Origin of the sequence: Pseudomonas sp. MF6755, assembly GCF_016405635.1 — a bacterium.
GTDB classification, from domain to species: Bacteria; Pseudomonadota; Gammaproteobacteria; order Pseudomonadales; family Pseudomonadaceae; genus Aquipseudomonas; species Aquipseudomonas haemolytica.
The window spans coordinates 1-14,783 of sequence record NZ_JAEKDA010000002.1 but is presented as its reverse complement, the minus strand read 5'-3'; the positions used below and the strand labels follow the sequence as shown (position 1 = coordinate 14,783).

The window sequence follows — 14,783 nt, the reverse complement described above, 5'->3', positions numbered from 1 at the left end:
AAATACCCACCGGTATTCACTTCAAGTAAAAGTTGGAAGGCTTCTTGCAACCCCGCCTCCACGACGCTTCCCAGCGTCAAAACTTTGCTTCAAGGACACGAGGAATACCGGTGGTAGATCGCTCTCAAATGCTCAACACGGCCCGTGGCACCCTGACTGACCTGTCGCGGGGCAATCTGGGTGTGCCGTTGTTGTTGCTGGTGATGCTGGCAATGATGATGTTGCCGATGCCACCGTTTCTGCTCGACGTGTTCTTCACCTTCAACATTGCCCTGTCCGTCGTGGTACTGCTGGTGTGCGTGTACGCCCTGCGGCCGCTGGATTTCGCGGTGTTCCCCACCATCCTGTTGATTGCGACCCTGCTGCGCCTGGCGCTGAACGTGGCGTCGACGCGGGTGGTGATGCTCCACGGCCAGGACGGCCACGCCGCTGCCGGTAAAGTGATCCAGGCCTTCGGTGAGGTGGTGATCGGCGGTAACTATGTGGTCGGTATCGTGGTGTTCGCGATCCTGATGATCATCAACTTCGTGGTGGTGACCAAGGGCGCCGGGCGGATTTCCGAGGTGAGCGCGCGCTTTACCCTCGATGCGATGCCCGGCAAGCAGATGGCCATCGACGCCGACCTCAACGCCGGCCTGATCGACCAGAACCAAGCCAAGTCCCGCCGCCTGGAAGTGGCCCAGGAAGCCGAGTTCTATGGCTCGATGGACGGTGCCAGTAAGTTCGTGCGCGGTGACGCCATCGCCGGCCTGTTGATTCTGTTCATCAACCTGATTGGCGGCATGGCGGTCGGCATCTTCCAGCACGGCATGACCTTCGGCGATGCGGGCCGGGTGTACGCCTTGCTGACCATCGGTGACGGTTTAGTGGCGCAATTGCCATCACTGTTGTTATCCACAGCGGCGGCCATCATGGTCACCCGTGCTTCGGGCTCCGAAGACATGGGCAAGCAGATCAGCCGCCAGATGTTTGCCTCGCCCAAGGCCTTGGCCGTGGCGGCGGGCATCATGGCGATCATGGGCATCGTCCCGGGCATGCCCCACGTTTCGTTCTTGACCATGGCAGCCCTGGCCGGCGGCGGCGCCTACCTGTTCTGGAAAAAGCAGAACGCCGTCAAGGTTCAAGCCTTGCAAGAGGTTGCGCGCCAGCAGGACCTGCTGCCATCCCCGGCCCGCGCCCAGGAAACCAAGGAGTTGGGCTGGGATGACGTGACTCCGATCGACATGATCGGCCTGGAAGTCGGCTACCGCCTGATCCCGCTGGTGGACCGCAACCAGGGTGGGCAACTGCTGGCACGGATCAAGGGCGTGCGCAAGAAGCTGTCCCAGGACCTGGGCTTCCTGATGCCCACCGTGCATATCCGCGACAACCTCGACCTGGCCCCCAGCGCCTATCGCCTGACCCTGATGGGCGTGATCCTGGCCGAAGCCGAGATCTACCCGGACCGCGAACTGGCGATCAACCCTGGCCAGGTGTTCGGCACGCTCAACGGCATTACCGCCAAAGATCCGGCTTTTGGCCTGGAAGCGGTGTGGATCGAAGTGAGCCAGCGCAGCCAGGCACAGTCCCTCGGGTATACCGTGGTCGACGCCAGCACCGTGGTCGCCACGCACCTCAACCAGATTCTCTACAAGCACTCTCATGAGCTGATCGGCCACGAGGAAGTCCAGCAATTGATGGGGTTGCTGGCCAAGTCGTCGCCGAAACTGGCCGAAGAGTTGGTGCCGGGCGTGCTGACGCTGTCGCAGTTGCTCAAGGTGTTGCAAGCGCTGCTGGCCGAACAGGTGCCGGTACGCGATATTCGCAGCATTGCCGAGGCCATCGCCAACAATGCCGCCAAGAGTCAAGATACTGCCGCGCTGGTGGCAGCGGTGCGCGTCGGATTGTCCCGTGCAATCGTGCAAAGCATTGTAGGTATTGAGTCCGAGCTGCCTGTGATCACCTTGGAACCAAGGTTGGAACAAATATTGCTCAATAGTATTCAGAAGGCCGGTCAGGGCCAGGAAGAGGGTGTCCTGCTGGAGCCAAGCATGGCTGAGAAGCTGCAGCGTTCGTTGATCGACGCCGCACAGCGCCAGGAAATGCAGGGCAACCCGGTGATTCTGCTGGTGGCCGGTCCGGTTCGTGCGATGTTGTCGCGGTTTGGACGCCTGGCCGTACCGAATTTGCACGTGTTGGCTTACCAGGAAATTCCTGACAATAAGCAAGTGACTATCGTCGCGACAGTTGGGCCCAATGGCTGAGGTAGTGGGTTATGCAAGTTAAGCGTTTTTTCGCCGCCGATATGCGTCAGGCCATGAAACTGGTCCGTGATGAGCTGGGCGCCGACGCCGCGATTATCGGTAACCGTCGGATTGCCGGCGGTGTCGAGCTGACGGCTGCGCTGGATTACACGCCCCAGGCCTTGGCCCCGCGTGTGCCGAACATGGAACTCGAAGACGAGCTGCGCAAGACCGCCTCGCGTATTGTGTCGGCCCAGGCTGAACTGAGCATGCGTGGCGACAGCGATGCCAGCACCAATCGCCAATTGTTCGCCGGCTTGCCATTGACCGCCGCCGAGCCGCTGGTAGAGCCAACCTTCATCGAACCCCCGCGCCCAGCCGCGCCTGCCCCGGCCGCTGCCGTCGACCAGCGTGTGTTCGACTCGATGCGCTTTGAACTCAACGGCCTGCGTGAGTTGCTCGAAGTGCAACTGGGCTCCCTGGCATGGACGCAATTGCAAGGCAGCAAGCCGCAACAAGCCAACCTGTGGCGCCGCTTGCAACGCATCGGCCTGTCTGGCCCGCTGTCCCGCGACTTGCTGGCCTTGACCGCGGAAGTCGAAGAACCGCGCCAGGCCTGGCGCATGTTGCTGGCGCACTTGGCCCGCATGATCGCCACCCCGGAAATCGAACCGCTTGAAGAGGGCGGCGTGATCGCCATGGTCGGCCCCGCCGGCATGGGCAAGACCACCACCCTGGCCAAGCTGGCCGCCCGTTATGTGCTCAAGTACGGCGCGCAGAATATCGCCCTGGTGAGCATGGACAGCTACCGCATCGGCGCCCAGGAGCAGCTCAAGACCCTGGGCCGTATTCTCAATGTGCCGGTGACTCACGTCGACCCGGGCCAGTCCCTGGCCAACGCCCTGGACCCGCTGCTGCGCAAGCGCGTGGTGCTGATCGATACCGCTGGCCTGCAAGCCAGTGACCCGGCCCTGCGCATGCAGCTCGAAAGCCTGGCCGGGCGTGGCATCAAGTCGAAGAATTACCTGGTGCTTGCAACCACCAGTCAGAAACAGGTGCTTACCGCTGCTTATCACAGTTACAAGCGTTGCGGCCTGGCCGGCTGCATCCTCACCAAGCTCGATGAAACCGCGAGCCTGGGTGAAGTGTTGAGTTTGGCCATCAGCCATGAATTACCGGTCGCCTACCTGACCGACGGGCCGCGGATCCCAGATGATCTGCATCTACCGCGCCGTCATCAGTTGGTCAGCCGTGCCGTGAGTGTGCAAATGCAAGAAGAGCCTAGCGAGGAAGCGATGGCCGATATGTTCGCCGACCTTTACCACCACCCGGCTAAACGGGTCGGTTGAGGCAGGATGAACACCGTGAAATGTACCTACATCGATGGTCTGCAAGCGATTCACGCGGCCAAGCCATGTAGCCTGCGTCTAAGCAAGACAAGGTAAAGAAATAAAATGGGCAGCATGCATCCCGTACAGGTGATCGCGGTGACCGGCGGCAAAGGTGGCGTCGGAAAAACTAACGTGTCAGTGAATTTGTCCCTGGCCCTGGCAGAGCTTGGCCGTCGCGTCATGCTGCTGGATGCTGACCTGGGCTTGGCGAACGTGGACGTTCTGCTGGGGCTGACACCCAAACATACCCTTGCCGATGTGATCGAGGGCCGCTGTGAGCTGCGCGATGTGCTGCTCCAGGGCCCCGGTGGCATCCGTATCGTGCCGGCGGCCTCGGGCACCCAGAGCATGGTGCACCTGAGCCCTGCGCAACATGCCGGGCTGATCCAGGCGTTCAGTGATATCGGCGACAACCTCGACGTGCTGGTGATCGACACCGCTGCCGGGATCGGCGAGTCAGTGGTCAGCTTCGTGCGCGCCGCCCAGGAAGTGCTGCTGGTGGTGTGCGATGAACCCACCTCGATCACTGACGCCTACGCGCTGATCAAACTGCTTAACCGTGATTACGGCATGAACCGCTTCCGCGTGCTGGCCAACATGGCCCAAAGCCCGCAAGAAGGGCGAAACCTGTTCGCCAAGTTGACCAAGGTCACGGATCGCTTCCTCGATGTGGCTTTACAATACGTCGGCGCAGTTCCCTATGACGAGTGTGTACGCAAGGCCGTGCAAAAGCAGCGTGCGGTCTACGAAGCGTTCCCTCGTTCGAAGTGCGCACTGGCGTTCAAGGCCATTGCCCAGAAGGTCGATACCTGGCCGTTGCCCGCCAACCCTCGGGGGCATCTGGAGTTTTTCGTCGAGCGTTTGGTGCATCAGACGAGCGCAGGACCGGTGCTATGACAGCCAGCGGCTACAACCTTTACAAGAGATCGGCACGTGACAGCCAAGGTGAATTGATCGAGCGCTACGCGCCCTTGGTCAAGCGCATTGCCTATCACCTGTTGGCGCGCCTGCCGGCGAGTGTGCAGGTCGAAGACTTGATCCAGGCCGGCATGATCGGCCTGCTCGAAGTGTCGACCAAATACGACGCGAGCAAGGGTGCGAGTTTCGAGACGTATGCGGGTATCCGCATCCGTGGCGCGATGCTCGATGAAGTGCGTAAAGGGGATTGGGCGCCGCGTTCGGTACACCGCAATACGCGCATGGTCAGTGATGCAATTCGTGCAATTGAAGCAAAAACCGGTCGTGACGCTAAAGATCATGAAGTTGCGGCCGAACTCCAATTGAGTCTCGACGATTACTACGGGATTTTGAACGATACCTTGGGCAGCCGCCTGTTCAGTTTCGACGACCTGTTGCAGGACGGCGAACACGAAGGGCTGCACGAGGACGGCGCAAGTGCACATCTGGAGCCGTCCCGCGACCTGGAAGACGAACGTTTCCAGAGCGCGTTGGCGGACGCGATTGCCAATTTGCCGGAGCGTGAGCGCCTGGTGCTGGCGCTGTACTACGACGAAGAGCTGAACCTTAAGGAAATCGGTGAGGTCCTGGGGGTCAGCGAATCGCGTGTCAGCCAGTTGCATAGCCAGTGCGCAGCTCGCTTGCGGGGGCGATTGGGAGAGTGGCGCGCGCGCTGACAGGCAGTGTGGGGACACTGCAGACGCTACCGCGACGCCGCAAGGCTTCGCGGGTGCGCACCGTGGTGCCCTGGGCAGTCCTTTTTGTGTAACGCCTGTTGATTGAAATGGCGCGTCCAGGTGCTGGGCGCGTTTAAGACTGCTTGGAGGTCGAATTGGACAAGAACATGAAAATCCTCATCGTTGATGACTTCTCAACGATGCGGCGGATCATTAAGAACCTGTTGCGTGACCTTGGGTTCACTAACACGGTCGAGGCGGATGACGGCATTACGGCGATTCCGATCCTCAACAGCGGGAGCATCGACTTTCTGGTAACCGACTGGAACATGCCGGGTATGACCGGTATCGATCTGCTGCGCCACGTGCGCGCCGATGAAAAACTGCGCAGCCTGCCTGTGCTGATGGTGACCGCCGAAGCCAAGCGTGAACAGATCATCGAAGCCGCCCAAGCCGGGGTCAACGGTTACGTGGTCAAGCCATTCACGGCGCTGGCCTTGAAAGAGAAGATCGAAAAAATCTTCGAACGCATCGGTCATTGATGCAGCCACGGGGGAGCTATGGAGCATAACGAAACGTCACAGGGCGACTTTGAGTCGACCTTGAAAAAACATGCTCACCAGTTGGTCGACAGCCTGGAAAAAGGCCAGTTCGGCGATGCGGTGCAGTTGATCCATGAGCTTAACCAGACCCGTGACCGCGGCCTGTACCAGGAAGTGGGCAAGCTCACACGCGAGCTGCACAGTGCGATCGTCAATTTCCAGATTGACCCGCGCATGCCCCAGGCCGAAGAAATATCGCAAATCACCGACGCCACTGAACGCCTGTCCTATGTGGTCAGGCTGACCGAGGCGGCGGCCAACCGAACCATGGACCTGGTGGAAAACGCCACGCCCCTGGTCAACGGCATGGCCACCGAAGCCCAGGCCCTGAGCGTTGACTGGGGCCGCTTCATGCGCCGCGAAGTAGGCGCTGAAGAGTTTCGTGAGTTGGCGCGCCGGGTCGAAGGTTTCCTGTCGCGCAGCGAACAGGAAAACCGCACGGTTGCCAGCAACCTCAACGACATTCTGCTGGCCCAGGATTACCAGGACCTCACCGGTCAGGTGATCAAGCGCGTGACCCAGTTGGTCACCGAAGTGGAAAGCAACTTGCTCAAACTGGTGCTGATGGCCGGCCAGGTCGACCGTTTTGCCGGCATCGAACATGACCGCGAAGCGATCCTCTCGGAAAAAGATCCACAAAAACATCTCGCCAAGGGTGAAGGTCCGCAGATTCATGCCGATAAACGTGAAGACGTTATGTCAGGTCAGGATGACGTAGATGACCTGTTATCCAGTTTAGGCTTCTAAGGAGCACACCCATGAGCTTCGGCGCCGATGAAGAAATCCTCCAGGATTTCCTTGTAGAGGCCGGCGAAATTCTAGAGCAACTGTCCGAGCAACTGGTCGAGCTGGAAAGCCGACCGGATGATGCGAACCTGCTCAATGCAATTTTTCGCGGTTTTCACACTGTAAAAGGGGGCGCCGGCTTCCTCCAGCTCCATGAGCTGGTGGAGTGCTGTCACATCGCCGAGAACGTGTTCGACATCCTGCGCAAGGGTGAGCGGCACGTCGACTCGGAACTGATGGACGTGATTCTCGAAGCACTGGATGCGGTCAACGGCATGTTCAGCGAAGTGCGCGAGCGTGCACCGATCACTGCTGCCACCCCGGAACTGCTGGCCGCCCTGGCGCGCCTGGCCGAACCGGCTGCTGCTGCGCCGGTGGTGCAAGCCGCGCCTGAACCGGTGGTGGAAGCCGAGCAGGACGTGACCGACAGCGAGTTCGAGCAGTTGCTCGATTCGCTCAATGCGGTCAAGGCCGAAGCTGAAGCACCGGCTGCGCCTGCTGCCGCGCCGACCAGCGAAGACATTACCGACGCAGAATTCGAATCCCTGCTGGACCAGTTGCATGGCAAAGGCCAGTTCGCGGCTGACGCCGTGGCACCTGCGGCAACGCCAGAAACTCCGGCTGCCAACGCCAGCACTGACATTACCGACGACGAATTCGAGGCGCTGCTCGACCAACTGCATGGCAAGGGCACGTTTGTGGCCGAAGCCCTGCCGGAGGTCGCTGCCACTGCCACCGCTGCTCCAGCGGCCAGTGCAGCACCTGCTGGCGACGGGTTGATCTCCGATCACGAGTTCGAAGCCTTGTTGGACGAGTTGCACGGCAAAGGCAAGTTCACCGAAGTGGCCCCGGCGGCTGCGGTCGCCACCGCCGCGCCGGTTGCCGCCAAAGCTGCTGCGCCGGCCGCCAAGCCAGCCCCTGCTGTGGCCCCGGCCCCTGCGCGTGCAGCGGCACCCGCGGCTGCAGAAAAGCCGGCCAGCGAAGCCGAAACCACCGTGCGCGTTGATACCGCACGCCTGGACGACATCATGAACATGGTCGGCGAACTGGTGCTGGTGCGTAACCGCCTGGTGCGCCTGGGCCTGAACAGCGGCGACGAAGCCATGCAAAAGGCCGTGTCGAACCTCGACGTGGTCACCGCTGACTTGCAGACCGCCGTGATGAAAACGCGGATGCAGCCGATCAAGAAAGTCTTCGGCCGCTTCCCGCGTCTGGTTCGCGACCTGGCACGCCAGCTCAAGAAAGAAATCAACCTGGAACTGGTGGGCGAAGAAACCGACCTCGACAAGAACCTGGTCGAGGCCCTGGCCGACCCGCTGGTCCACTTGGTGCGCAACGCCGTCGACCACGGCGTGGAAACCCCGGAAGAACGCGAGGCCGCAGGCAAGTCCCGCAACGGCAAGGTGATCCTGGCGGCGGAGCAGGAAGGCGACCATATCCTGCTGTCGATCACCGATGACGGCAAAGGCATGGACCCGAATATCCTGCGAGGCATCGCAGTCAAGCGTGGCGTGATGGACAAGGACGCCGCCGACCGCCTGACCGACACCGAGTGCTACAACCTGATCTTCGCTCCGGGCTTCTCGACCAAGACCGAGATCTCCGACGTATCCGGCCGTGGCGTGGGCATGGACGTGGTGAAGACTAAGATCAGCCAGCTCAACGGCTCGATCAATATCTACTCGACCAAGGGCCAGGGCTCCAAGATCGTCATCAAGGTGCCGTTGACCCTGGCGATCATGCCGACCCTGATGGTGATGCTGGGCAACCAGGCGTTCGCTTTCCCGCTGGTCAACGTCAACGAAATCTTCCACCTCGACCTGTCGCGCACCAACGTGGTGGACGGCCAGGAAGTGGTGATCGTGCGCGACAAAGCGTTGCCGCTGTTTTACCTCAAGCGCTGGCTGGTGGCTTCGGCCAAGCATGAAGAGCAGCGCGAAGGCCATGTGGTGATTCTGTCCGTGGGCACCCAGCGCATCGGCTTTGTGGTCGACCAACTGGTGGGCCAGGAAGAAGTGGTGATCAAGCCTTTGGGCAAGATGCTGCAGGGCACCCCGGGCATGTCGGGCGCGACCATTACCGGTGACGGTCGCATCGCGCTGATTCTCGATGTTCCAAGCATGCTCAAGCGTTACGCCGCACGGCGTATTTGATTCTGGTGGGGCAGGGCGGTAGTGCCTGCCCCGCCTAACGGAGTGTTTATGGCAGTCAAGGTCCTGGTGGTGGACGATTCGGGTTTCTTCCGCCGCCGCGTCTCGGAAATTCTTTCCGCCGATCCAACGATCCAGGTGGTCGGCACGGCCACGAACGGCAAAGAGGCGATCGATCAAGCTATTGCCTTGAAACCGGACGTAATCACCATGGACTACGAGATGCCGATGATGGATGGCATCACCGCCGTGCGTCATATCATGCAACGCTGCCCTACACCGGTATTGATGTTTTCCTCGCTGACTCATGAAGGCGCTCGGGTGACCCTCGACGCACTGGATGCCGGCGCGGTGGATTTCCTGCCGAAGAATTTCGAAGACATCTCGCGCAACCCCGAGAAGGTCAAGCAGATGCTGTGCGAGAAGGTGCACAGCATTTCCCGCAGTAACCGCCGCAGCTTGTTCAGCGCACCTGCGCCGACACCCGTATCGACGCCCGCAGCGCCTGCGCCGACCTCATCGTTTGCGCGCCCGGCGCCTGCTGCGCCCGTGGCTCGGCCTGCAGTGGCGCCGGTACGCGCCGCCGCCCCGAGTGCTCATTCGCCAGCGCCCAAGCGCAAGGCTTACAAGCTGGTCGCCATCGGCACCTCCACTGGCGGCCCGGTGGCCTTGCAGCGGGTGTTGACCCAACTGCCGGCCAACTTCCCGGCGCCGATTGTGTTGATCCAACACATGCCGGCGGCATTCACCAAGGCGTTCGCCGAGCGCCTGGACAAGCTGTGCCGCATCACCGTCAAGGAAGCCGAGGATGGTGACATCCTGCGCCCTGGCCTGGCACTGCTGGCCCCGGGTGGCAAGCAGATGATGGTGGACGGCCGTGGCGCGATCAAAATCCTGCCGGGCGATGAACGCCTGAACTACAAGCCGTGCGTGGATATCACCTTCGGTTCGGCGGCCAAGTCCTACGGCGACAAAGTTCTGGCGGTGGTGCTCACCGGCATGGGCGCCGATGGTCGTGAAGGCGCACGCCTGCTCAAGCAGGGTGGCAGCGCCATCTGGGCCCAGGACGAGGCCAGCTGTGTGATCTATGGCATGCCCATGGCCATCGTCAAGGCTGACCTGGCCGACGCGGTCTACAGCCTGGACGACATCGGCAAGCATCTGGTGGAGGCTTGCCTCTGATGGATGTCTTGAGCCTGATCGGCATCACCATGGCGTTTGTCGCGATCATTGGCGGCAACTACCTTGAAGGCGGCCACCTCGGCGCCTTGGCCAACGGTCCGGCGGCGCTGATTGTGATCGGTGGCACCGTGGGCGCTGCGCTGTTGCAGTCGCCGCTGAGCTCGTTCAAGCGTGCCATGCAGATTCTGGTGTGGATCATTTTCCCGCCACGGGTCGACCTGCCAGGCGGCATCGACCGCGTGGTCAACTGGAGCCTCACCGCGCGCAAGGAGGGCCTGCTGGGCCTGGAAGGCGTGGCCGATGCCGAGCCCGACAGCTACGCACGCAAGGGCCTGCAATTGCTGGTGGACGGCGCCGAGCCGGAAGCGATCCGCAGCATCCTCGAAGTGGATTTCTACACCCAGGAAAGCCGCGACATCAACGCCGCCAAAGTCTTTGAAAGCATGGGCGGCTACGCGCCGACCATCGGCATCATCGGCGCGGTGATGGGCCTGATCCATGTGATGGGCAACCTGGCCGACCCTTCGCAGCTGGGCAGCGGCATTGCCGTGGCGTTCGTCGCGACTATCTACGGCGTGGCCAGTGCCAACCTGGTGTTGCTGCCGGTGGCCAGCAAGCTCAAGTCGATCGCCATGCGCCAGTCGCGTTATCGCGAGATGTTGCTCGAAGGCATCCTGTCGATTGCCGAGGGCGAGAACCCGCGCTCCATCGAATTGAAGCTTCAGGGCTTCATGGACTGATGGGAAGGAGCTGCCTGTGAGCCGTCGCCGTCGCGAGCCCGAGGAGCACGTCAACCACGAACGCTGGCTGGTGTCCTACGCGGACTTCATCACCTTGTTGTTTGCGTTTTTCGTGGTGATGTATTCCATCTCGTCGATCAACGAAGGCAAGTACAAGATCATCTCCCAGGCGCTGGTGGGCGTGTTCAACGATACCGAGCGTGCCCTCAAGCCGATTCCCATCGGTGAGGAACGACCCAAGACCGTGACCCCGGCCAAGCCGCTGGTCAACGACAGTGATGAAATCGCCGCCGGTGTTGGTGGCACCAGCGATCCGCTGAAAAGCATCGCCGACGACATCAGCGCCGCATTTGGCGACCTGATCAGTTCCAACCAGATGACCGTGCGCGGCAATGAGCTGTGGGTGGAGATCGAGCTGAACTCGAGCCTGTTGTTCGCCAGCGCCGATGCGTTACCGAGCGACCAGGCGTTCACCATCATCGACAAGGTGGCTTTGATCCTCAAACCGTTCGAAAACCCGATCCACGTTGAGGGCTTTACCGACAATTTCCCCATCAGCACCGCGCAGTACCCGACCAATTGGGAGCTGTCGTCCGCTCGTGCCTCGAGCATCGTGCGCATGTTGGCGATGCAGGGCGTGAACCCCCAGCGCCTGGCGTCGGTAGGCTATGGTGAATTCCAGCCGGTGGCCAATAACGCCACGGTGGAAGGTCGTGCACGCAACCGCCGGGTGGTGCTGGTGGTGTCGCGCAACCTGGATGTGCGCCGCAGCCTGACCGGTACCGGCACCGCCAATGCCACTCCCGATGCGGCGTTGAAGCGCGCTGGCACACAAACTGCACCGCCCGTTGTCAAGCCGCCGGCCAGATCGAGTAACGTCAATTCTCCGTCACCGGCTCAATAACTTTATGCAATGTCTCGGTCGCGCCTGTGCCCACCGGGAGGAACCAACCGAATGAGAGTCTGGGCAGTTGCCAATCAAAAGGGTGGAGTCGGCAAGACCACCACTTCCATCGCCTTAGCCGGCTTGCTGGCCGAGGCGGGCAAGCGTGTGGTCGTGGTCGACCTGGACCCCCACGGTTCCATGACCAGCTATTTCGGCTATGACCCGGATGCGCTGGAACACAGTTGCTATGACCTGTTCCTGCACAAGGGCAGCGTGCCAGCGGATTTGCCCGGGCAACTGCTGTTGCCCACCAGCAACGACAGTATTTCCTTGCTGCCTTCGAGTACCGCCCTGGCTACCCTTGAGCGCCAGTCGCCGGGGCAGAGCGGCCTGGGCCTGGTAATCGCCAAGACCCTGGCGCAGCTGTGGCAGGAATTCGACTACGCGATCATCGACAGCCCGCCGTTGCTGGGTGTGCTGATGGTCAACGCCTTGGCCGCCAGCCAGCAGTTGGTGATCCCGGTGCAGACCGAGCACCTGGCGGTCAAGGGCCTGGAGCGCATGGTCAGCACCCTGGCGATGATCAACCGCTCGCGCAAGCAGGCGCTGCCGTTCAGCATCGTGCCGACCTTGTTCGACCGCCGTACCCAGGCGTCCCTCAGCACTCTGCGCGTACTGCGCGATGCCTACCCGGAGACTATCTGGAACGGCTACATCCCGGTGGACACGCGCCTGCGTGACGCCAGCCGTGCGGGGCTCACGCCGTCACAGTTCGACGGCAAGAGCCGGGGCGTGCTGGCGTACCGTGCGTTGCTCAAGCACCTGCTGTCGCAGCAGCTTGTGGCGCAGGTGGCGTGATGAATCGTCCTGTTGAGCTCAAGACCCGGCCGCAACTGGCGCTGCAATCCTACCTGGATGCCTTGCTCCAGGATGCGACTGCCGAGGAGCTGCCGGAACCGATTCTGGTACTTGAACCTGCTATAGAAGAAAGCACGCTGGATGAGTTTCAGCAGGCCGTGATGGAAGAACAGGCGCGTGATGCGCAGGTTGTTGCGTCTCCAATCGTGGTGCCTATCGCCCCTGTGGAGCTGACGCCGGCGGTGGTCGAGCCGGTCGTTGAAGTGCACCTTGCGCCGAGCATTACACCACCGCCGATCACCGGCGATGGTCGCCCGTCGTGGGCTGCCGAGCCGTTCGAATGCCTGCTGTTCGACGTCGCCGGGTTGACCCTGGCGGTGCCGCTGGTGTGCCTGGGCTCGATCTATTCGCTGGAAGGCCAGGAACTGACACCGCTGTTCGGTCAACCGGAGTGGTTCCTCGGCATCCTGCCCAGCCAGGCCGGCAACCTCAAGGTGCTCGATACGGCGCGCTGGGTGATGCCCGACCGTTACCGCGACGACTTCCGCCAGGGCCTGCAGTATGTGATCTCGGTGCAGGGCTACGAGTGGGGGTTGGCCGTGCATCAAGTCAGCCGCTCGTTGCGCCTGGACCCGAATGAAATCAAATGGCGCAGCCACCGGGGCCAGCGCCCCTGGTTGGCGGGCACTGTGATCGAACACATGTGTGCATTGCTGGATGTCGCTGAGCTGGCCGAGTTGATCGCCAGCGGCGCGGTCAAGGAAATGCCACAGAACCAACGCAGTTGATTGAACAATAAGGGCCGTGCGCGAGTGCGGTCAGCGAAGTACATACGCCGTGAGCAACGGCACTTGAAGGGGTCAGAGCAATGAACAAGTCAGCGTCCGCACAGGGTTTGGATGATCCGATCCTGCAATGGGTAACCTTCAAACTGGACAATGAGTCCTATGGCATCAACGTGATGCGCGTGCAGGAAGTGCTGCGCTACACCGAGATCGCCCCGGTACCGGGTGCGCCTAGCTACGTGCTGGGCATCATCAACCTGCGCGGCAACGTGGTGACGGTCATAGACACCCGCCAGCGCTTCGGCCTGGTGCCGACCGAAGTCAACGACAACACCCGTATCGTCATCATCGAGGCCGACAAGCAAGTGGTCGGGATCATGGTCGATAGCGTGGCCGAAGTGGTTTACCTGCGCCAATCGGAAGTGGAAACCGCGCCGAACGTGGGTAACGAAGAGTCGGCCAAGTTCATCCAGGGCGTGTGCAACAAGAACGGCGAACTGCTGATTCTGGTTGAGCTGGACAAGATGATGAGCGAAGAAGAATGGTCGGAACTGGAGAGCATCTGATTGTTCCTTGATGCGGCGGTGATTGTCCTGGCCCTGTTGTGGGCCGGGACCTTGGCGTTTGTGCTGCGCTATGTGCGCCAGCAGCGGGAGTTGGCTTTGCAACAGGCCGAACGCGATGCAGTGCGTGACCGGCGCATCCTCGAACTGGTCAAGCGGGTCGACCACTTCCAGCAAAGTGCGGTACGGGTTGGGGACGAAGTGCATGAACTGCGCGCGATTCTTGCGCCGTTGCCGGATAAGTTGGTGCAGTTGGAACAGCGTGATCCTTCGAACCTGTCGTTTGCCCAGGCGGCCAAGTTGGTGGGGATGGGCGCGACCGTGGATGAGCTGACGCAGTCGTGTGGGTTGACCCAGGCTGAGGCGCAGTTGATGAGTAAGTTGCACAAAAGCTGATTTGGGCTGGGGGTAATGTGGGCGGGGGCTTGAGAGTCGATAAGGTCCTCGCCCCACCACTCGGTGCCTCGCCTAGGCTCGGTGTGCCCGAACGAAGGCTTGAATCCGTGGGTAACCCGGCGTCCTGCCGGGTTACCCACGGATTCAAGCCTGCGTTCGGCCAGCGTGGTTTAACGGGGCGCCTGAGATCAAGATCAAGAGCGACTCGCTTCGCATTGTAGATACGCTGGCGGTGCTTCTGCTTTTCTGTGGGAGCCGGTCAGTTAAGCGAACGAAATGCTCAAGGCAGCGAAGATCAAATGTGGGAGCGGGCTTGCTCGCGAAGGCGTCGGCCCAGCAAACATTGATGTTGACTGACCCACCGCTTTCGCGAGCAAGCCCGCTCCCACAGGGGGTACGCGCACGCAGCATCGATCAGGTCGGCTATAAGGCCGCCTCGCTGTGCTTTTGATTTTGATCTCAGGCGCCCCGTTAAACCACGCTGGCCGGAATTCGATATTGATTTGGGGGGTAAACCGGCAGGGATGCCGGTTTAGCCGCCCCGCGCCATGGATGGCGCGTGGCGGCGGCCCCCCAAATCAATGTCGG

Annotated in this window: 14 protein-coding genes; all 14 read left to right on the top strand. The window is 61.3% G+C overall.

Going from position 1 to position 14,783, the window contains the following annotated elements; translation table 11 throughout:
- The first annotated feature begins 128 nt into the window (after window positions 1–128).
- The 14 genes from flhA (at window position 129) to JFT66_RS02375 (ending at window position 14,195) form a co-directional block, all read left to right on the top strand.
- Complete coding sequence (flhA, locus tag JFT66_RS02440; RefSeq protein ID WP_034117069.1) at window positions 129–2,243, top strand: flagellar biosynthesis protein FlhA; 2,115 nt, start codon at window positions 129–131, stop codon at window positions 2,241–2,243.
- 11 nt (window positions 2,244–2,254) lie between these two features.
- Window positions 2,255–3,571 carry a flagellar biosynthesis protein FlhF gene (gene flhF / locus JFT66_RS02435; RefSeq protein ID WP_034117068.1) on the top strand — a complete coding sequence of 439 codons (1,317 nt, stop codon included), beginning with the start codon at window positions 2,255–2,257 and terminating at the stop codon, window positions 3,569–3,571.
- 105 nt (window positions 3,572–3,676) lie between these two features.
- Window positions 3,677–4,510: a flagellar synthesis regulator FleN gene (fleN, locus tag JFT66_RS02430; RefSeq protein WP_003192912.1), complete on the top strand. Its 834-nt coding sequence runs from the start codon at window positions 3,677–3,679 to the stop codon at window positions 4,508–4,510.
- Entirely contained in the window at window positions 4,507–5,247 is a 741-nt protein-coding gene (gene fliA / locus JFT66_RS02425) for an RNA polymerase sigma factor FliA (RefSeq protein ID WP_034117067.1), read from the top strand. Before fleN ends, fliA begins: the two co-directional genes overlap by 4 nt.
- A gap of 167 nt (window positions 5,248–5,414) precedes the next feature.
- Window positions 5,415–5,789, top strand: coding sequence for a chemotaxis response regulator CheY (locus tag JFT66_RS02420; RefSeq protein ID WP_005790040.1), 375 nt, complete (start codon window positions 5,415–5,417; stop codon window positions 5,787–5,789).
- Between the two features lie 18 nt (window positions 5,790–5,807).
- On the top strand, window positions 5,808–6,596 hold the full coding sequence (locus JFT66_RS02415; RefSeq protein ID WP_034117066.1) for a protein phosphatase CheZ: 789 nt from the start codon (window positions 5,808–5,810) through the stop codon (window positions 6,594–6,596).
- An 11-nt stretch (window positions 6,597–6,607) separates the two neighbouring features.
- Window positions 6,608–8,788 (top strand): chemotaxis protein CheA, encoded by a 2,181-nt coding sequence (locus JFT66_RS02410; protein ID WP_198858690.1) that lies wholly within the window; start codon window positions 6,608–6,610, stop codon window positions 8,786–8,788.
- 48 nt (window positions 8,789–8,836) lie between these two features.
- Window positions 8,837–9,967 carry a protein-glutamate methylesterase/protein-glutamine glutaminase gene (locus JFT66_RS02405; RefSeq protein WP_153838096.1) on the top strand — a complete coding sequence of 377 codons (1,131 nt, stop codon included), beginning with the start codon at window positions 8,837–8,839 and terminating at the stop codon, window positions 9,965–9,967.
- On the top strand, window positions 9,967–10,707 hold the full coding sequence (locus JFT66_RS02400) for a flagellar motor protein (RefSeq protein WP_005790033.1): 741 nt from the start codon (window positions 9,967–9,969) through the stop codon (window positions 10,705–10,707). Before JFT66_RS02405 ends, JFT66_RS02400 begins: the two co-directional genes overlap by 1 nt.
- Before the next feature lie 16 nt (window positions 10,708–10,723).
- The gene (gene motD, locus JFT66_RS02395; RefSeq protein WP_034117062.1) at window positions 10,724–11,611 is read left to right on the top strand and encodes a flagellar motor protein MotD; all 888 of its coding nucleotides are present in this window, start codon (window positions 10,724–10,726) and stop codon (window positions 11,609–11,611) included.
- Between the two features lie 51 nt (window positions 11,612–11,662).
- Window positions 11,663–12,451, top strand: coding sequence for a ParA family protein (locus JFT66_RS02390; RefSeq protein ID WP_034117060.1), 789 nt, complete (start codon window positions 11,663–11,665; stop codon window positions 12,449–12,451).
- Window positions 12,451–13,239 (top strand): CheW domain-containing protein, encoded by a 789-nt coding sequence (locus tag JFT66_RS02385; protein ID WP_198858689.1) that lies wholly within the window; start codon window positions 12,451–12,453, stop codon window positions 13,237–13,239. The genes JFT66_RS02390 and JFT66_RS02385 overlap by 1 nt, the downstream gene beginning before the upstream one ends.
- An 80-nt stretch (window positions 13,240–13,319) precedes the next feature.
- The gene (locus JFT66_RS02380) at window positions 13,320–13,802 is read left to right on the top strand and encodes a chemotaxis protein CheW (protein ID WP_010564003.1); all 483 of its coding nucleotides are present in this window, start codon (window positions 13,320–13,322) and stop codon (window positions 13,800–13,802) included.
- Window positions 13,803–14,195 carry a DUF2802 domain-containing protein gene (locus JFT66_RS02375; protein ID WP_034117056.1) on the top strand — a complete coding sequence of 131 codons (393 nt, stop codon included), beginning with the start codon at window positions 13,803–13,805 and terminating at the stop codon, window positions 14,193–14,195. It abuts the gene before it with no gap.
- Window positions 14,196–14,783: the final 588 nt, after the last annotated feature.